Below are 17,090 nucleotides of genomic sequence, written 5' to 3'. Positions count from 1 at the left end.
CCGCTCAGCCCCCGCGAACCGACGTCGGCGCTCGCTACAGGGATTTGTGATCTGCGGCTTTACGGATGCGGTGCAGGATCTCCTCCAGAACGGGGGCGGAGGTGGCGAAGTTGAGGCGGGCGAAGCCTTCGCCGCCCGGGCCGAAGCTCGGTCCTGGGCTGAGCAGGACGTCGGCGTGGTCGAGGAAGAACGTGCTCGGGTCGGCGCCGACGTCGAGCTTGCGGCAGTCCAGCCAGGCCAGGTAGGTCGCTTCCGGCACGTGAAGCCCGATGCCGTTCGGGAGGCCGTCGGCGACGAGTTGGCGGTTGCGGGTCAGGGTCTGGCGTGTCCTGGACAGCCAGTCGTCGCCGCGTTCCCACGCGGCGAGCGCGGCGAACACGCTGAGGAAGCTCACTTCTCCGAAGAGCGCGGGCGGCTGGGCGTCCAGGGCCTGGCGTACGCGGGCGTCGCCGATGTGGGCCACCGAGCAGCGGAGTCCGGCGAGGTTGAAGCTCTTGCTGGCCGAGGAGAGGGTCACTGTGCGGTCCGGAGCCAGGGAGGCCATCGGGATGTGCTGATGTGGCGCGTAGGTGAGCTCGGCGTGGATCTCGTCGGAGATGATCAGGAGGTCGTGGCGTTCGGCGAGCTCCGCGATCGCGGTCAGCTCGTCGCGGGTCAGTACGCGGCCGGTGGGGTTGTGGGGGTTGACCAGCACGAGGGCGCGGCAGCCCGAACGGGCGACGTCCGCCGCGAGGCGCTCGGTGTCGAAGATCCAGCCGTCCGGGTCATCGAGCATGGGGATGGGCACGAGCCGGCGTCGCATGTCGGTGAGCGTGCGCAGGAACGGCGGGTAGTTGGGGGTGTGCATCGCCACGGCGTCGCCCGGCCGGGTCGCGACGTGGAGCATGACCTGCAGCGATTGGATCAGCTCGGTGTGGACGCGGACGTGGGCCGGCTCGAACGTGAGGCCGTGGAGGCGGCGCATCCGTTCGGCGAAGGCCGCCTTCAACGGATGCGCCTCCGGTTCCTCGATCCAGGTCGGGTAACCGAGCGTGCCTCTGACGCTCTCTTCCAGCACTTCCCTGATCGGGGCGGCTACAGGGAAGTCCATGTCGGCGACCCAGGCGGGCAGCACGTCGGGCCCCGCCTTGGCCCATTTCACTCCGGGGCGGCTACGGAGGGCTTCGATGTCGAGATCGTCGAACATGGTGCTGAGTGTTTCCCTGGGCGCCGCCCGCTAGTCCCTGGCTCAGGCCTCGGGTTTGCGGGCCAGGAGGAAGGCTTGCGGCGTGGTTTCGACTTCGGTGATCGGCTCTCGTCGCGTGCGGGCGACCATGCCGAATCCTGCTTGTCGCAGAAGGTCGGTGATCTGGTCTGGCAGCAGGCGGTTGAAGTCGAGCGACACCTGGCGTCCGAACGGCTCCGCGAGGTGCATCGGCTCCTCGCCGACCTGGAAGGCGACCAGTAGATGGCCGCCGGGGGCCAGGACCCGATGGAACTCCGTGAACAACCCCGGCAGCCGTTCGGCCGGTGTGTGGATGATCGAGTACCAGGAGACGGCACCGGCGAGAGAGCCGTCCGCCGCGTCCAGCTCGGCCATGGAGCCCTGGACGAACCGCAGCCCCGGGTTCTCCCGCCGCGCGACGCCGAGCATCTCCGCCGACAGATCGACGCCGAAGACGTCCAGGCCGAGGGCGCGCAGATGCGCCGTGACGCGGCCAGGGCCGCAGCCGAGGTCGGCGACGGGCCCGGCGGTGTCTCCGACCATCTCGGCGAACGCGTTGAGGACGGCCACGTCCAGCGGGGAGTGGGCGATCTTGCCCTTGAAGTGCTCGGCGTAGTCGGCGGCGATGGCGTCATAGAACATGCGGGTGGTGCTCACGAAGATCGGCTCGGTCATGGGCGACGACCCTAGCGACCGGAAGAAGTGTGCGCAGTTGCGAACAGTGTGCGCTATGGTGGTGGAACCAGGAACGTCGAGGAGGTCACCGTGCCAGCTCCCGGGAAGCCGATCCCGTCCGTGTGGACGCGTCCGCGCAAGCAGAAGGAGCAACCGGCGCTGAGCCGGGAACGGATCGTCGCCGAGGCCGTCGCGCTGCTCGACGCCGAGGGCATCGACAACCTCAGCATGCGGAGCCTCGGCACCCGGCTCGGCGCCGGAGCCACCTCGCTCTACCGGCATGTCGCCAACAAGGACGAGCTGATCGAGCTGGTCGTGGACGAGGTCTACGGCGAACTGGAGGTGCCGGCCGCCGGCGGCCCCGAAGAGTGGCGCGCGGCGGCGGCCCGGACCGCTCACAGCGTGCGGGCGATGGCGCTCCGGCACCCATGGGTCGTCTCTCTCCTCGGCCAGGCCGGGCTGGCCTACCTGGGCCCGAACATGATGAGGCTGAGCGAGCGGATGCTGGCCGTCTTCGAGGCGGCGGGCTTCGACCTGGCCGAGGCCGACCAGGCGATGAGCACGATGTTGTCGTACGTCATCGGCCTGGTGACGAGCGAGGCCGCCTACCTGTCGGTGCTCGCCCGCAGCGGCCAGAGCGAGAAGGAGTGGCTGGAGAGCCTCCGGCCCGCCGCCGAAGAGGCCACCAAGGACTACACCCGCGTGAGCGAGGGGTACGACGCCCACCGCGACAGGGATCCCGCCGAGATCCGCGAGGAGACCTTCGTCTACGGCCTCGACCGCGTCCTCGACGGACTGGAGGTCCGACTGAGGTCCACGAACACCTGACGGGTCGGTGGAGGGTTTCGGGCGACCGAAACTAGTGCGCCTAGACGGGCGGGCATGCCGAGGGCCGTGGGCTACATGCCCACGGCCCTCGCGCGATCAGTCTCCGGACTTCCCGTCAGCCTCTGGCTTTCCGTCAGCCCTGGCCTCCCGTCAGCCTCGGGCTTCCCTCAGCCTCGGCTTTCCCTAGCCTCGGGCTTCCGGTCAGCCTCGGGCTTCCGTCAGCCTCGGGCTTCCGGTCAGTCTTCGGGCTTCTTGGGCGTCGGAATGACCACGGCCTCCTCGATGGGCTTGGGCGTGGCGCCGTTCGCTCCGTTCGCCCCGTTCGAGCCGTTCATGTTGTTGAGGAGCGTGCGGGCGACGCCCAGGCCGGTGCCACCCAGGGTGAGCGCCTTGGCGAGCATGTCCTCGATGCCCTCGGCGCCGTTGAGGACGACCATGTTGTCGACGTTGCCGAACACCTGCGCGCCGGCCTCGACGATCTGCGGCCACTGCTCGGCGAGCTGCTGGGCGATGACCGCCTCCTGGTTCACGGCCAGGGCCTCGGCGCGGGCCTTGATCGCCTCGGCCTCGGCGAGACCCTTGCGCTGGATCGCGTCGGCCTGCGCCTCACCGAGCAGGCGGGTGGCCTCGGCCTCCCGCTGCGCCTTGAGCTGGACCTCGGTCGCGGCGGCCTGCGCGTGCGCGATGCGCTCCTCACGCTCGGCCTCGGCCAGCTTCACCTGCTCGTACGCGCGGGCGTCGGCGGGCTTGCGGACCTCGCTCTCCAGGCGCTTCTCGGTGCGCTCGGCCTCCAGCTCGGCGTTGCGGGTCTCCTTGAGGATGACGTCCTGGCGGGCCTGCTGGGCCGCCTGCTGGACCTGCCCCTCGTACTCGGCCTTCTTCATCTCGGTGTCGCGGATCACGGCCGCGTTCTCCCGCATGGCCTCCTGCTCGCGCTTGGTGGCCTCCTGGTCCCGCTCGGCCTCGGCGATACGGGCGGCTGCGGCGATCTTGGCGGCGTGCGGCCGGCCCAGGTTGGTGATGTAGCCGGTCTCGTCGTCGATCTCCTGGATCTGCAGCGAGTCGACCACCAGGCCGAGCTTGTTCATCTCCTCGGCGGCCGAGCTGCGCGTCTCGCCGGTGAGGCGCTCGCGGTTGAGGATCAGGTCCTCGACGGTCAGGTTGCCGATGATCGAGCGCAGGTGGCCGGTGAACAGCTCGTGGATCGCGCCGTCCATCGAGCCCTGCTGCTCCAGGAAGCGGCGGGCGGCGTTGGCGATCGAGACGAAGTCGTCGCCCACCTTGTAGATGACCACGCCGCGCACCTTGACCGGGATGCCCTGCTGGGTGACGCAGCTGACCTCGAGGTTGGCGGCCCGGCTGTCGAGGCGCAGGCGGCGGGCGACCTGGAAACCGGGCAGCACCGAGGTGCCCTTGCCCGTCACGATCTTGAAACCGAGACTGTCCACCCCGTCGATCGGCTTGGACTTGGCCCCGAGCCCGGAGATGATCAGCGCCTCGTTCGGCTCGGCCACGCGCCAGACCATCTTGAACAAGATGATGAGGATGACGATCGCGGCGACGGCGGCGATCGCCACGACGAAGATCAAGGGCATAGAGGCCTCCTACATGACCGGGCTGGTGCGATGAGCGACCGGGTGCGCAAATCGACGTCGCACAATAGACGCAGAAGCGGTCTCACCGGTTCGCATCGTCGCAGGACGAACGATGTGGCCACCTGAGGCCGCCCGGAGCAGGCAACCGCCCAGAGGGGGCGACCGCCCGGGGGCGTCAGCCGCCGAGGGCCTGCGCCACGTAGACGGTGCGCGGCGGGTGGTATTCGACAACCACGACGATGGTGCCGACCGTGATCTCGTCCCGGGGGTCGACCGGATGGGCGTAGAACGCCTCGACCCCGCCGCGGACCGGGATCATGACCTCCCCGACCAGGCCGGGGCCGATCCTGCCGGTGACCCGGCCCTCCTTGCCGATCAAGGCCTCTCCCGTCCCCTCCATGGACCGCCCGCGGGCCGTGCGCGCCGCGGTGCGCGACGCCGGCGAAGCCCGCAGCTGAACGGTATCCGCTGGACGCGCCCGCCCGCGACCACGATCGTCAGGGCAGGATCCGCTGCGCCTGGTCGTACGCCTGGCGGGCCAGCAGTTCGGCGTCGGAACGGGTGGCGTTCGGGCCGTACAGGCTGACGGTGGCGAGGTAACGGCGGCCGTACAGCACCACGTACCACGCCCTGGTGTGCGAACTGCCCGACACGGTCGTCACCCCGACGGTGCGCGATCCCTCGCCGATCGTGCCGGGCGGCACCTCGACGACCTGATGGTCGGACCACTGCGCGCCGACCCGCGTACGGAACGTCGTGCACCCGACGGGCACGCGGTTGCGCACCAGGCGCTCGGCGGCCTCGGTGGGCATCGCCACCAGCGTCTGCGTCGCGATCTGACCGCTGCCGCGCGAGAACGCCGCGACGGCGGCCGGAAGGCCCGGGTCGACGGCGCGCATCGCCCCGCCCACGGCGTTCGCGCAGCGCGGCTTGTCGAGCCTGACCTGGCGCTGGAGCTGCGCGGAGTTCTGGACGGCCTTGAGCGCCCCGTACTCGCCGGAGTCGGGCTCGCCGGTGCGCTGGTAGCCGGCCACGTCGAGCAGCAACGCCTGCTCCAGCTGGTCGGAGGTGTAGCCGGTGCCCGCCAGCGCGGCCCGCCCTGTCGCCCGCACCGGCTCGAAACGTTCGTCCCCGCCGCCGCTGCACGCGGACACCGCCGCAGCCGCCGTCAGGATTACCGCGATCGGAAGAACCCTCTGCGCCGCCATGCGGGTGACCTTAGGCGCAGTCGGTGCAAGCTGGTGCAGACGACACGCCCTTGGTCCAAGTCGCCCCAGACACTCACGAACGGACCGCGGACATGGACCATCCAGGAAGATCATCTCGACGGGGACGGTCAGACCCCCGCAGGCGCGCCGCAGTCTGATGCGAGCGCTGCCAGCCACCCGGGTCGGTGGCCCGGGCCAGTCGGCGGCCGAGCCAGCGGCCGGGGCGGCCGGGCGGTGGCCGGGGCGGCCGGGCGGCGGTCGGGGCGGCCGGGCGGCGGTCGGGCTGGAGTCAGCCGTTGGTGGGGTTGGTCGAAGCGTTGGCGCGGTCGTTGTAGACGCCGGTGTACTCCTGGCCGGAGAGCTTCTGGATCGTCTCGACGACCTCGTCGGTGATGGCCCGCCGGGCCTTGGCCGGAGCCATGTCGCGATAGTCCGTGAAGTCCATCGGGGGACCGATCCGCACGGTGGGGCGCGGGCCGAAGAATCGCGGCAGCGAGGCCCCGATCGGCTGGATCTTCTCGGTGCCCTCGAGCCCGACGGGCAGCACGCGCGCGCCGGAGGCCAGCACCAGCCAGCCGAGGCCGGTGCGGCCGCGATAGAGCCGCCCGTCCGGGGACCGGGTGCCCTCCGGGTAGACGGCGAACGCGCCGCTGTTGTCGAGGATCTCGACCGCCTGCTCCAGCGCGCCCATCGCGGCGCGCTGGGCGCCGCGCCGCACCGGCACGTGCCCGAGATTGGTCATGAACCAGCGGACGAAGCGGCCCTTGACGCCCTTGCCGGCGAAGTAGTCGGCCTTGGCGATGTAGGTCACCGGGCGCGGGATGGCCAGCGGGATGATGAAGCTGTCGATGAACGACAGGTGATTGCTGGCCACGATGATCGGACCGTAGTCCGGAACGTTCTCGCCTCCGATGACCCGGGGCCGGAAAAGCACCCACAGGATCGGACGGACCACGCGGGTCATGAACGTGTAGAACACCCAGCCTCCTGAATTCGGCACCGACACTGTAACGCCCGCGCCGATCCGGGCCCGCTCCGCCTTCCTCCCTTTCCGCGTGACCGGACCACCAGGAATGGACCAGTCGCAGGTCAGGAGCGTTCCTCGAAAGATATCTCACACCAAGAACCGGTCATGAAACTTGTTCAATATTGGACCTCAGATCCAATCCGGCCCGCCATTTCCTACCCTTGAGTAAGTTTCTGGCGCGTAGGTTTTCGAGAGCGCCCCGGCGCCGTCCGTCCTCTCACGACCGTTGCCCAGAGGACCCGGACCTATTCCCTGGAAGCGCTTGGAAAGCGCCGGGGGGTGCGCAATCCTGAGGAGTCACGGGGCAGGGTCGCAGGTCCACTCCTGGCTAAGGGTGTGAGGTAGACCCCATGGACTTCGACGTAAATCTGATGCATCACGACCGTTGCACGCTCGTCCGGGTGCAGGGCGAGATCGACGTGGTCTCCCGCCAGCAGTTCGAGAAGGCCATGTTCGACGTGATCGACACGGGCGGGCCGATGGTCGTCGACATGCGCCAGGTCACCTTCTGCGACTCGACGGGGCTGAACGCGATCGTCGCGGCCAACCGCCGGGCGGGAGAACGCGGCACGGTCATCGCGCTGATCGCCCTGCCCGAACGCGTGCAAAGGGTGTTCCGCATCACCGGCATCGACAAGTTCGTCTCCGTCTACGAGACGCTCGGCGACGCCCTCAACGCGCTCCCCTCCAACGCCACGCCCTGACGACCGGCGGGTCCGGTCAGGTGCAGCCCTCGAACTGGGGGACGCTGGCCGAGATCCGCAGGCCGGACTTGCTGAACCACTTCTCGAGGAACTCCTTGGCCTTGCCCTCCTGGTACATCTGGATGACGGCCCGGTTGACGGCCTCGCAGGCGGCCAGGTCCCCCTTCTTGAGGCCGATGCCGTACTTCTCGTCGGTGAACGGCGAGTTGATGATCTTGAGGGGGCGGCCGACCGCGAAGCCCGCCAAAATAAGATCATCCGTCGAGATGGCGTCGACCTGCTTGGCGAGCAGCTTGGTCAGGCATTCGCCGTAGTTGGCGGCCTCGACCGACGTGGCGGCGATCTTCCGCTCCTCGGTGACGCGCTTCCAGGAGTTGGACCCCTTCACCGCGCACAGCCGCTTGCTCTTGAGGTCCCGCACGTTCTTGATCGAGGAGTCGTCGGCGCGGACCAGGGTGTCCTGGTGCGGCACGTAGTACGGCCCGGCGAACGTGACCTTGGTCTTGCGCTGGGCGGTGATGGAGTAGGTGGCGAAGATGACGTCGACCTTGCCCGAGGCGAGCGCGGTCTCCCGTACCGACGACGGCGTCGTCCGGAAGGTGATCCGGCTCGCGGGGAAACCGAGCTTGCCCGCGACGTACCTCGCCACGTCCACGTCGAAGCCCTCGTACGTGCCGTCGCTCCGTTTGAGGCCGAGGCTCGGCTGGTCCTCCTTGACGCCGATCACCAGCGACCGCTTGTGGAGGATCGAACCCTCGTCGGCCTCGCCGCTCAGCCCGCAGCCGGCCAGGCCGGTCGCGGCGATCAGGGTCGCGGCGGCGGCGACGCGTGACGTGCGCATGATTCTCGTCTCCTCGTCGCGTCAGCGGAACTCGGCGAGCCGGGGCCGGACCCCGGCGAAGATCAGCCCGGCGATGACGACGGCCGCGCCCGCCGGGATCACGTTCCAGCCGGCGAGCCCGCCGTCGCCGTCCTTGATGGCCTGGTCGAACGCGGTGCGGTGGGTCTCCGACAGCCGGTCCAGCGCCTTGTCGTAGTCGTCGAAGTCCTTGATCGCACCCGACTGCCGGCCCATCCGGAGCGAGATCGCCCCGTTCCGGTCGTCACCGGTGGCGAGCCGCCGCATCTTCTGGTCGTTCTCGATGACCTTCTGGTACGCGCGGAGCGTGTCGTTCAGCGCCGCCGTCTGCGGCCCGGGACGGACACGGTCGGTCTCGTCCCCGAAGAACCCGAGGAACGCGTCGCGGTCGCGGGCCGGGTCGAACGTGCGCAGCACCTGCGGCAGGCGCGTGTAGTACGTCTCCAGGTTGACCGGCTTGCCCATCGGGTCGACGAACAGCACGGCGAGCGACTTGTCGAGATAGGTCTGCTCGTAGGTGTCGGCCCGGCCGGGGTCGAGGAGGTACCGGCTCTCGTCGGCGAACGCGCTGTGGCTGATCGCCCGTGCCCGCGACAGCGCGAGGATCGAGTCGAACCCGTCCTCCTTGGCCTTGCGGAGATGGTCGGCCTGCGCCGACAGCAGGCCGACGCCCACCGCGACGAGCGCGAACGCGACGACCGTCGCCAGCGCGAGCGCCGGGTTGACCAGCCGCCGGAACCGCCCGGCGAGGTAGACCTGGACGACGATGAGCGCCGCCAGCAGCAGGGCGCCCGTGACCGCGACCCACGTGCGGCCGGACTCGATGGCCGTGCGCTTGCTCTCGTACGACTGCCGCACGGTCGCGCCGCTGTCCAGCGTGAGGTTGTACGCCTTGGGCAGCAGCTCCATCTTCATGAGATCCGTCGCGCGCCGGTAAGTGTCGACGACCTGCTGCGGAAGCTGCCCGGCGGCGTGATTGGCCTGCCTGTCGAGGAGCATGGCCTCGCCGACGAGCCGCTCGTACTGGCCGAGCCCGTCGAGCACCTCGCGCACGGTGCGCTGCATGTTGACGTTGTCGCCGGCGAGCTGCGCCGCCTGCACCGCCGCCTGCCCGGCCTCGACGCGGCGCACCTCGTACCGCCGCAACGCCTCGTCATGCCCGATGCCGAGATCGTGCTGCCGTCCGATCAGCAGGATGTTCGCCACCTGGGCGTCCATGTCGCTGAGCGCGAAGTAGAGCGAGCCGGTGGCCACGACCCGCGGCCCGGCGTCGTGCCCGATCGTCTGCACGCCGTCCCGCGCGTTCCCGATGGCGACGCTCAGCACCGCGAGCAGGAGGGCGACGGCCAGCAGCGCCAGGGCGGCGTACGCGCGGATCCGGCCCGGAATGGTGCCGAGCCATCGGGCGCGCAGGAACGTCTTCAGCCGCCCGGTGATCCCCGTCGGTCGCCGCAGATCAGGGAGTTGCTCGCCTGAGCCCGCACCCCCACCCGCCCCCGCGCTCGCACGGCCGCGGCGGCGCGCGGCGTGGCGGCCGGTGGGCGCGGAGGGCGGCGTCGCCGGGACGGTCGCGGACTCCGGCCGGACCCGGCTCTCGGGCTTCAGCTGGCTCTCGGGCTTCGTGGTCATGGGCGGTGCTCTGTCATCGGCGGTTCTCTCCTTCGAGGAACAGCGTGATGGTGGTCCAGGCGCCGACGTGGATCCGGTCGCCGTCGCCGACCGGGACGGGCACGTTGAGGGGGATCGGGTCCGTGGCGCCGTTCACCGACGTGCCGTTGGTCGAGCCCGGATCGACCAGCACCCACGTCCCGTCCGGCTGGGCGAGCAGGACCGCGTGGATGTGCGAGACCCCGGGATCCTCGGGCGGCGCCGACAGATCGATCTCGGGGAAGAGCGCCCGCGACGTGCTCCGCCGGCCGATGCGGATGTGCTCGCCGATCAGCGGGACCCAACGTTCGGGACAGTACGGGGGGAAGGTGAGAGCCGCCGCCTCAGGCCCGCCCAACGCCATCATCGCCTCGTAGTAGTCCCGGTCTGCGGCGACCAACGCCAACCAGCCCGTCGGCGACGAGATACCGATCGCAGGCCGCTGCCCACCAGAACCAGCCTCTTCCCTGAGCGCGGCCTGTGCCGCGGGCTCACGCTGGGCGGCTTCCTGCGGTGTGGGTGGTTTTTGTGGTGTCGGTGAGGGGGTCGGGGGAGCCGGAGGAGTTGGGGCGAAGGATGCCAATGGGTCCTGCAAGAGTTGAGTGGTCTGGCCAGTTCCTCCGGGCTCCGGGAAGGCAGGACGTGGAAGCGCCTTGTGTTCGAAGTCGTATCCGTCCTCCTCGCAGAACCGTCCGTTGCGAGGCGTACCGCAGTGCGGGCACGCTTCGGCGGCACCGGACGCGGCGGGTGGCGCCGCCGACATCAGGTCGCCGCAGACGTCGCAGTAGTCGTCGGCGTCCGAATTGTGTCCGCGTGGACAGACCGGCATGGTGGTCAGCCTCCGCCCTGCTGCTCGCCCGTCGCGGACTCGCCGCCCTGGCGGGTCCGCACCGTTCTGACCGAACGCGTGTCGAGGGACATCTCGTCGGCCTTCGACACGTCCTTCTTCAGGCGCACCGTCCCGGCCTCCGGATCGAGGACGTCGACCACGCGGTCGAGCAGCCCGGCGATCTGGTCGTTCCCGATCCGGTTGGCCAGCACCACCGCGCGCCCGAGCCGGGCGGTCGCCGTCTCCTCGTCGCCCGTGCGGCGGGCTTCGAGGCCTTCCTGGATCGCGTCGGCGAGCTCCGACTGGCCGGTGTGGATCGCGACGCGGCCGTTGATGCGGGTGGACTTGGCCTCGTCGTCGGTCCATTCGGCGAGCACGTTGCCAGACGCGAGCACCTGTTCCGCCGGCGCTCCCCCTCCGCCGCCGGTCGCGGTGCCGCCGCCTGGCACGACGAGCTTCACCCAGGCCGCGCGCATCTGGCGCCCCACGTCCCCTGGCTCCACCTCGACGCACAGGTGATATTCGCGGTCCTCGGCGCCCCAGGCCCCGAGCGGGTAGTCCGCCGTCTGCGTGCCGGACCGCCGCTGCCGTTCGGTCAGGTCCTCGACGGTCGGCGTCATCTGCTTGAGGAACTTCAGCTGGGCGAACTGCGGCGTCCACACCCGCAACATGACGTCGGCGACCTCCTTGCCCATCGCCGCCTCGGTCATCTCCAGGAAGTCGCGTTCCAGGTCACGCGGGTCGGGCACGTCCAGGAAGGTCCCCAGCAACGCCGACGCGATCTTGCGCAGCTCGGCGACCTCCCAGTCCGTTCCCACGCCGCGCGCGTCGCAGACGAAGCTCCCGGTGCACTGCGCCAGCGCCGCGTCGAGTTCCTCCGCCGGCTCGTGCTGGTTCTTGCCGTCGGTGAGGAGGATCGCGTGCCGGATCGCGGAACGGTGCTCGGCGAACAGCCGGTCCGCCATCCTGAGCCAGGTCCCGATCGCCGTGCCGCCGGCGGCGTCCAACTTGGCCACGGCGGTCTGCGCGTCCTGCCGGGTCTTGTCGGTCACTTTCACGAGTCGTTCGCCCAAGGGATAGACCATGCGCGGCTGGTTGGCTCCTGCGACGACGGCGAAATGCACGCCGTCGCGAAGCACGTTCAGCGCCGCCTTGGCCGCCCGCTTGGCGGCGGCCATCTTCCCGGAGTACGACATGGACCCCGAGGTGTCGATGATGATGATCTCCGCGGCCTCGGCGGCGGACGGCCGGGGGGAGCCGGGCGACCCGCCGATGGCCTCGACGGTCACGACGGCGTGCATCTCCCGGCCGCCGTCGGGGAGGAAGGGATTCTGGTCGACTTTGATCGTGAACTCGGGAAGGTCGCTCATGAGAGGGGCTCCCTGGCAGGTTCGGTCGGCGTCCTCTGTGATCGGTGGCCGGTGGCCGGCGGGTACGGGATGAGCGCCACCGTGACGTTGTCGTGCCCGCCGGCGTCCAGTGCGGCCTGGACGAGGCGCCGCGCGGTTCCGAGCGGATCGCCGCCCGCCTCACCCGACGCGGTGGCGGCGAGGGCGGCCGGCTCGGGAAGGTGGTTCCACAGGCCGTCGCTGCACGCCACGATCAGCCCCGGGCCGGCCGGCTCGAACGTGGTGAGGTGCGGCTGGACCGACGCCACGTCCGCCCCCAGCCAGCCGGTCAGCAGATGCGCCCGGGGATCGGCGAACGCGGCGTCCTCGGTCAGCTCACCGCGGGCCACCATCTGCACGGCCCACGAGTCGTCCAGCGTGAGCAGCGAAGGCAAGCGCGCGGGATCCGATCCGTTCGACGTGGCCGGAGGGTTCGGTTCGTCCGCCTCGCTTGCCGCCTTCGGTAGCCAGTAGGCGCGGCTGTCGCCGACCCAGCCGACGGTGACGGCGTCCTGCCCGACGACGAGCGAGACGTACGTGCAGGCAGGGGAGTTGTGGTCGGAGCCCGGGAGCCCCGCGACCGCTCGGGCGGATCGGGTCACCGCCGCGCGCGTGGCGTTCTCCGGGTCCGCGCCGAGCGACAGCCGGCGTACGAGCGTGGCGATGCCGGTGTCCGCCGCGATCTGCGCGGCCTCCTCGGATCCCGGCGCGGACGCCACGCCGTCGCAGACGACCGCGCAGACGAACCGCTCGGTGGGCGCCTTGTCCCGGGGCATCGAACCTCGCGCCGCCAGTTGCCCGCCGGGCGCCGGAACGGGCTGGGGGAGGACGAGGCAGGCGAGGGCGAGGGCGTCCTCGTTCCGGCTCCGCCGCAGGCCGCGGTCGCTGATCCCCGCCGCCGATCCGCCGGGCGCGGGATGCGCCGAGACCGTGCCGTCCCGGGACACCGTGAGCTCGATGCGCTCGCGGCCGCTGGGCTGGCGCAGCCCGCAGCCGCCGCAGTAGCCGTCCGCGTCGACCGTCGCGGCACCGCAGTCGGCGCAGGTCCGCCGTGGGGCACCGGCCGGCCTCCGGCGCGCGGCACCGGCGACCACGAGATCGCTCGGCCGGCCGCAGGCCTCGCAGAAACGGTCGCGGGCGTTCAACGGCTCGCCGCACTCCTGGCAGGCGGAACCGGCCGCGCTCGCCCGTCCTGCGCGGCCGTCCTCGTCGCCCCCGGCTCGCCCGGTGCCCGCCGCCATGTCAGAACAGCGTCCTCGGCCGTACGGAGTTGGCCCGTTTGACCAGCTCGTGGCGGTCGCCCGGCCCCTCGGCGAGCTTGGCCAGCATGCGGTACGTCGCCTCCAGCTTCTGACGCAGCGTGATCTCGGCGAGCGGGGCCCCGAGCAGCTCCGGATGCGCGGCGGCCGCTCGGGTCCGGTTGGCCCGCACCCAGGCGAGGCCCGCCTCCAGGACCTCGGCGGCGAACCTCGCGTAACGCTCGGTGTCGAGCCGCAGCGTCTCCAGCCGCCGTCCGGCCTCCACGAGTTCGTCGCCGCCGAGCTCGCCCGCTCCCCTGCCGCGCACGGCGGTCGCGACCGCGGCGAGCTGGGCGTTCAGGTAGTTGCTGGAGATCGGCGGAACGGAGTCGAGCACCTGCTCGGCGCCGGTCCGGTCACCGGCGGCAAGGCGTACGCGGGCCAGCCCGAACGCGGCGCTCACGTAGGTGGGATCGGTGCGCCAGACGAGTTCGTAGTAGTAACCGGCGGCCTCGGCTTCGGCCTTGCACTCGTTGGCGAACGCGAGGGCGAGTTTGGGTGCCGTCTCCCCCGGCATCAGGTCGTACAGCCGGTTGAACGTCCTGATCGCCTCGTCGAACCGCCGTCCGGCCAGGGCCCCGACGCCCCGGTACCAGTCCACTCGCCAGTCGTCGGGATTGTCGTCGGCGATGCCGTCGAGCATGCGGGCGGCCTCGTCGAGCTCGCCGAGCTCGATCCGGACGCGGGCCAGCGCCAGCGTGACCTCCAGCGATGGAACGGACGGAGTGGCCAGCGCCGCCGCCAGCTCAGCGGGATCACGTGCCGTCAGGCCCGTCAGGAAGCCCGCCGCCGGGTCGGCGCTGTTGACGAGCGGCACGGGCAACGCCGCTGCCGCCGCTCTCGGATCCAGGGCCGCCAATACTCGGCCTGATCCGTTGGGGCTCTGCGGCCCCTGGGCGGTCACACCGCTCTGCGGTGCCGTCCCGGTCGCAGTGCGGGGGGTCGCGATCGCGGCTACCTGAGCGGTGCCGGGGAGTTCAAGGGAGAACGCGGCGGCGGTGAACGCGTCGACGATCTCCGTACCGGCGACGGATTGCTCGGGGCCGAAGAGCGTCGAGGGCGCGGGACGCGGCCGGTCGTCCTCGGTGGCCAGAACCTCGCGGAGGACGCCGGTCAGCTGCTCGGCCATCTCCGGGGCGCTCTGGAACCGGCCGTCGGGATCGGGGTGGGTGGCCCGGCGCAGAAGACGGTGGAACGACTCGTGCCGCTGGAAGATCGGCACGTCGTGCCGGGGCGGCAGGCTGCGCAGATGGCGGCCGGTGTAGCCGCGGAAGGGGAAGCTGAGGACCGCCAGCGTGCGCCCGACCGTGTAGAGGTCGGACGTGATGGACGGGCCCCGGTCGGCGATCTCCGGAGCCTGGTACCCGGGCGTGCCGAAGATCGGGCTGTTGACGTCGAACGCGCGGCGGACCCCGCCCAGGTCGATGAGCTTGAGCTGCTCCTCGGACTGGATGGCGTTGTCGGGCTTGAAGTCGCAGTACAGCAGCCCCACGCCGTGCAGGTAACCGAGCGCCCGCAGCACTTCCAGGCCGTACGCGATGACCTGGCCGAGGGGGAGCGCCGCGTCCTCGCCCTCCCCGTGACGGCGGCGGACCAGGATGTCCTTGAGGGACTCGCCGCCGACGTACTCCATGACGATGTAGCCCGTGCCGCCGTGCTGCACGAAGTTGTAGATCTTGACGATGTTGGGGTGCTCGACCTCGGCGAGGAACGCGCGTTCGGCGGTGGCGGCGGCCAGCGAATCGGCGTCGCCGGTGTCGAGCAGGCCCTTGAGCACCACCCAGCGGGCGCTGACGTTGTGGTCGCGGGCCAGGTAGATCCAGCCGAGGCCGCCGTGCGCGAGGCAGCCGAGCACCTCGTACTGGCCGCCGATCAGCTCGCCCTTCCGCAGCTTGGGCGCGAACGAGAACGGATGGCCACAACTCCGGCAGAAGCCCTCCGTACGGCCGGGACGCCCGTCGCGGCCACGGCCGACCGGCTCGTCGCAGCGGCTGCAGAAGCGGCGGCTCTCCGGCACCTCGGCCTTGTCCATGACCGCCGAGGCCGGGTCGCGGTACGGGACCGGCGGCACCTCGACCAGTCCGGCGCCGAGCATGCCGCGTCTGGCGGAGCCGCTGGATCCCGTTCCCCGCGTCGCCCAGGAGGCTCCCGTACGTCCGGAGGGGCCCGAGCCGGTGCTGCCCGAGGCCCCGGAGCCTGCGCCGCCGGAGCTTGCGTCGCCCGCGGAACCTCCGGAATCCGGCGACGCCCAGCCAGGGATCACCGAGCCAGCGGCCACCGAATACGGCTTGGGGGCGCTCGCCGCCGCCATCGTGGGCGCATGGCCCACCGACGACGAGGAGATCTCGGCGGGGTTCGCGGGCGGCGGCTCCGGAAGGGGCGCCATCCCGCAGGAGGTGCAGAAGCCGTCCTCGTCTACCGTCCCGCCACAACCGGGCGAGGTGCACGACGTCGTGGTCATCGGGCCCTCCGCGTCTCGCTTTCACACGCCTTGATCGCACGCTGGTACTCCGCCACCGCGGCGGTCGCCCGCCGCAGGTCGCAGGGTGCCGTCCAGAGAAGTTCGCGGGCCTCCCCGTACAGTCGCGTGAGCAGTTCGTCCTCGGCGAATCCGAGCCGCGCGGCCTTGGCCCGGTAGGCCATCAGCCGCCCCCTCAGCTCGCCTCGCCGATCGAGCAGTCCGGTACTCAGACGCAGGGCGGCCCGAGCCTGTTCCAACGCCGCCGCGGCGGCCCGGTCGAGCTCGCCGGCGCGTTCGGCCAGCTCGGTCCAGCGGCAGGATTCGCGGAGCGCGTCGAGGCCCGCCAGCCGGTCGCGCAGCGCGGCGCCGGACTCCGGCGGCGCCGGCAGGGCCGTGCCGTCGATCTTGAGGAAGGCGGTCTCCCGCGCCTCGCGCGCGTCCCGTTCGGCCGCCTCGACCTGCGTGATCGACTCCGCCAGCCGGGCCGCGTGCTCGGCGTACCCGTCGCGGATCCGCGCCGCGTTCGCCAGCCCGGCTCGCAGCGCGTCGAGCCCCTCGCGCACGCGGTCGAGGCGCCCGGCGTCGGCCTGCCCGCCCCGGACCAGCGACAGCGGATCGGTGCGGACGAGGCGGCCGAGAGCGGTCAGCTCCCGCCCTAGGCGATCGAGCTCGACGTGCCGGACGTCCTCCAGCGTCTGGACGAGGCGCGCGGTGTCGCGCCAGCTCTCCTCCGCCTCCTCCAGGGGGACGAGCAGCGCCGTCCACGCCGCGTCCGCAGCCGCGATGACGCTGGCGGCCTTGTCGTAGGCGTCGGCCATCAGAGTGACCGTCTCGTCCAGCGTGAGTTTTTCCTTGGCGGGGCCGAGGAGCGTGCGCTTCTCCAGGGGAATCTCGCCAGGGAGCTCTACCGAGGGGCCGGACAGTAGCCGTGTCAGTTCGGCGAGGGAATCGTGGTCGGGACGGCGGCCGAGCCCGGCATGGAGCGCCGCCGCGGATTCGAGGACCCGGCTGTACTCGTCGAAGAGCCGCCAGAGCAACGTGAGCCGCTCCTGAGTCTCGCTCCACCGGTGCCAGGTCTCCCCGGCCAGCCGGGCACCCGCGAGCAGCCGGTACCCGTGATGGTCGTCGACGGCGAGCAACGCGGCCAAGATCCGGTCCTTCTCCTCGCGCAGGCCGTCCAGGGCGTGCTCGATCCCCTCCCGACTCATGGGCGCGGCCGCCCCGGCCCCGCTCTCACTCACCTTGGCCCCGCGTTCGCTCTTGCCATGTCCCCGCAGCCGTCACCCCGTCTTCGTCGCGGTGCGCCCCGGCCGCTGTGCCGTGATCGTCAGCGCCGGCGACCGGGCGGCGCGGACCTTTCCAGAATC

General features: G+C 71.1%; 15 protein-coding genes. 2 read left to right on the top strand and 13 right to left on the bottom strand.

The window, feature by feature from the left end:
• Positions 1 to 34: 34 nt before the first annotated feature.
• Both ACGFNU_RS02510 and ACGFNU_RS02505 read right to left on the bottom strand, forming a co-directional pair.
• Entirely contained in the window at positions 35 to 1,186 is a 1,152-nt protein-coding gene (locus ACGFNU_RS02510) for a MalY/PatB family protein (protein ID WP_392589470.1), read from the bottom strand.
• A 42-nt stretch (positions 1,187 to 1,228) separates the two neighbouring features.
• Complete coding sequence (locus ACGFNU_RS02505) at positions 1,229 to 1,879, bottom strand: class I SAM-dependent DNA methyltransferase (protein WP_392589468.1); 651 nt, start codon at positions 1,877 to 1,879, stop codon at positions 1,229 to 1,231.
• A gap of 90 nt (positions 1,880 to 1,969) precedes the next feature.
• Between ACGFNU_RS02505 and ACGFNU_RS02500 the strand changes: the two genes are divergently transcribed.
• On the top strand, positions 1,970 to 2,707 hold the full coding sequence (locus ACGFNU_RS02500; protein ID WP_392589466.1) for a TetR/AcrR family transcriptional regulator: 738 nt from the start codon (positions 1,970 to 1,972) through the stop codon (positions 2,705 to 2,707).
• A 236-nt stretch (positions 2,708 to 2,943) separates the two neighbouring features.
• Here the strand turns inward: ACGFNU_RS02500 and ACGFNU_RS02495 are convergent, their stop codons facing one another.
• The 4 genes from ACGFNU_RS02495 to ACGFNU_RS02480 all read right to left on the bottom strand — a co-directional run bounded on the left by ACGFNU_RS02495 (position 2,944) and on the right by ACGFNU_RS02480 (position 6,489).
• A complete protein-coding gene (locus ACGFNU_RS02495) occupies positions 2,944 to 4,302 on the bottom strand; it encodes an SPFH domain-containing protein (RefSeq protein ID WP_392589464.1) in 1,359 nt (452 codons plus the stop codon).
• Positions 4,303 to 4,477: 175 nt separating this feature from the next.
• Positions 4,478 to 4,681 (bottom strand): hypothetical protein, encoded by a 204-nt coding sequence (locus tag ACGFNU_RS02490; protein WP_392589462.1) that lies wholly within the window; start codon positions 4,679 to 4,681, stop codon positions 4,478 to 4,480.
• 118 nt (positions 4,682 to 4,799) lie between these two features.
• Complete coding sequence (locus ACGFNU_RS02485; protein WP_392589461.1) at positions 4,800 to 5,510, bottom strand: hypothetical protein; 711 nt, start codon at positions 5,508 to 5,510, stop codon at positions 4,800 to 4,802.
• A 289-nt stretch (positions 5,511 to 5,799) separates the two neighbouring features.
• A complete protein-coding gene (locus tag ACGFNU_RS02480) occupies positions 5,800 to 6,489 on the bottom strand; it encodes a lysophospholipid acyltransferase family protein (RefSeq protein ID WP_392589460.1) in 690 nt (229 codons plus the stop codon).
• Positions 6,490 to 6,887: 398 nt separating this feature from the next.
• Between ACGFNU_RS02480 and ACGFNU_RS02475 the strand changes: the two genes are divergently transcribed.
• Complete coding sequence (locus tag ACGFNU_RS02475; RefSeq protein WP_392589458.1) at positions 6,888 to 7,241, top strand: STAS domain-containing protein; 354 nt, start codon at positions 6,888 to 6,890, stop codon at positions 7,239 to 7,241.
• A gap of 16 nt (positions 7,242 to 7,257) precedes the next feature.
• Here the strand turns inward: ACGFNU_RS02475 and ACGFNU_RS02470 are convergent, their stop codons facing one another.
• The 7 genes from ACGFNU_RS02470 to ACGFNU_RS02440 form a co-directional block, all read right to left on the bottom strand.
• Positions 7,258 to 8,082 carry a glutamate ABC transporter substrate-binding protein gene (locus ACGFNU_RS02470; protein ID WP_392589457.1) on the bottom strand — a complete coding sequence of 275 codons (825 nt, stop codon included), beginning with the start codon at positions 8,080 to 8,082 and terminating at the stop codon, positions 7,258 to 7,260.
• 21 nt (positions 8,083 to 8,103) lie between these two features.
• Positions 8,104 to 9,729 carry a hypothetical protein gene (locus tag ACGFNU_RS02465; protein ID WP_392589456.1) on the bottom strand — a complete coding sequence of 542 codons (1,626 nt, stop codon included), beginning with the start codon at positions 9,727 to 9,729 and terminating at the stop codon, positions 8,104 to 8,106.
• Positions 9,730 to 9,742: 13 nt separating this feature from the next.
• Positions 9,743 to 10,147: an FHA domain-containing protein gene (locus ACGFNU_RS02460; protein WP_392589454.1), complete on the bottom strand. Its 405-nt coding sequence runs from the start codon at positions 10,145 to 10,147 to the stop codon at positions 9,743 to 9,745.
• A gap of 434 nt (positions 10,148 to 10,581) precedes the next feature.
• The gene (locus ACGFNU_RS02455) at positions 10,582 to 11,946 is read right to left on the bottom strand and encodes a VWA domain-containing protein (protein WP_392589452.1); all 1,365 of its coding nucleotides are present in this window, start codon (positions 11,944 to 11,946) and stop codon (positions 10,582 to 10,584) included.
• On the bottom strand, positions 11,943 to 13,205 hold the full coding sequence (locus ACGFNU_RS02450) for a protein phosphatase 2C domain-containing protein (RefSeq protein ID WP_392589451.1): 1,263 nt from the start codon (positions 13,203 to 13,205) through the stop codon (positions 11,943 to 11,945). Before ACGFNU_RS02450 ends, ACGFNU_RS02455 begins: the two co-directional genes overlap by 4 nt.
• A 1-nt stretch (position 13,206) precedes the next feature.
• Positions 13,207 to 15,723, bottom strand: a complete 2,517-nt coding sequence (locus tag ACGFNU_RS02445; protein ID WP_392589449.1) for a tetratricopeptide repeat protein — start codon at positions 15,721 to 15,723, stop codon at positions 13,207 to 13,209.
• Entirely contained in the window at positions 15,720 to 16,931 is a 1,212-nt protein-coding gene (locus ACGFNU_RS02440; RefSeq protein WP_392589447.1) for a hypothetical protein, read from the bottom strand. The genes ACGFNU_RS02445 and ACGFNU_RS02440 overlap by 4 nt, the downstream gene beginning before the upstream one ends.
• Between the last annotated feature and the right edge of the window lie 159 nt (positions 16,932 to 17,090).

The sequence above is a fragment of the Spirillospora sp. NPDC048911 genome, from assembly GCF_043198015.1.
Lineage (GTDB): Bacteria > Actinomycetota > Actinomycetes > Streptosporangiales > Streptosporangiaceae > Spirillospora.
Note: the sequence above shows the minus strand (reverse complement) of the source record. Positions and strands in the feature narration are given on the sequence as shown.

Coding starts and splice junctions, on each gene's coding strand:
- ACGFNU_RS02445 (WP_392589449.1), bottom strand. CDS start 15,723: ATGACCACGACGTCGTGCACCTCGCCCGGTTGTGGCGGGACGGTAGAC.
- ACGFNU_RS02475 (WP_392589458.1), top strand. CDS start 6,888: ATGGACTTCGACGTAAATCTGATGCATCACGACCGTTGCACGCTCGTC.
- ACGFNU_RS02440 (WP_392589447.1), bottom strand. CDS start 16,931: ATGAGTCGGGAGGGGATCGAGCACGCCCTGGACGGCCTGCGCGAGGAG.
- ACGFNU_RS02510 (WP_392589470.1), bottom strand. CDS start 1,186: ATGTTCGACGATCTCGACATCGAAGCCCTCCGTAGCCGCCCCGGAGTG.
- ACGFNU_RS02470 (WP_392589457.1), bottom strand. CDS start 8,082: ATGCGCACGTCACGCGTCGCCGCCGCCGCGACCCTGATCGCCGCGACC.
- ACGFNU_RS02455 (WP_392589452.1), bottom strand. CDS start 11,946: ATGAGCGACCTTCCCGAGTTCACGATCAAAGTCGACCAGAATCCCTTC.
- ACGFNU_RS02450 (WP_392589451.1), bottom strand. CDS start 13,205: ATGGCGGCGGGCACCGGGCGAGCCGGGGGCGACGAGGACGGCCGCGCA.
- ACGFNU_RS02505 (WP_392589468.1), bottom strand. CDS start 1,879: ATGACCGAGCCGATCTTCGTGAGCACCACCCGCATGTTCTATGACGCC.
- ACGFNU_RS02485 (WP_392589461.1), bottom strand. CDS start 5,510: ATGGCGGCGCAGAGGGTTCTTCCGATCGCGGTAATCCTGACGGCGGCT.
- ACGFNU_RS02495 (WP_392589464.1), bottom strand. CDS start 4,302: ATGCCCTTGATCTTCGTCGTGGCGATCGCCGCCGTCGCCGCGATCGTC.
- ACGFNU_RS02465 (WP_392589456.1), bottom strand. CDS start 9,729: ATGACCACGAAGCCCGAGAGCCAGCTGAAGCCCGAGAGCCGGGTCCGG.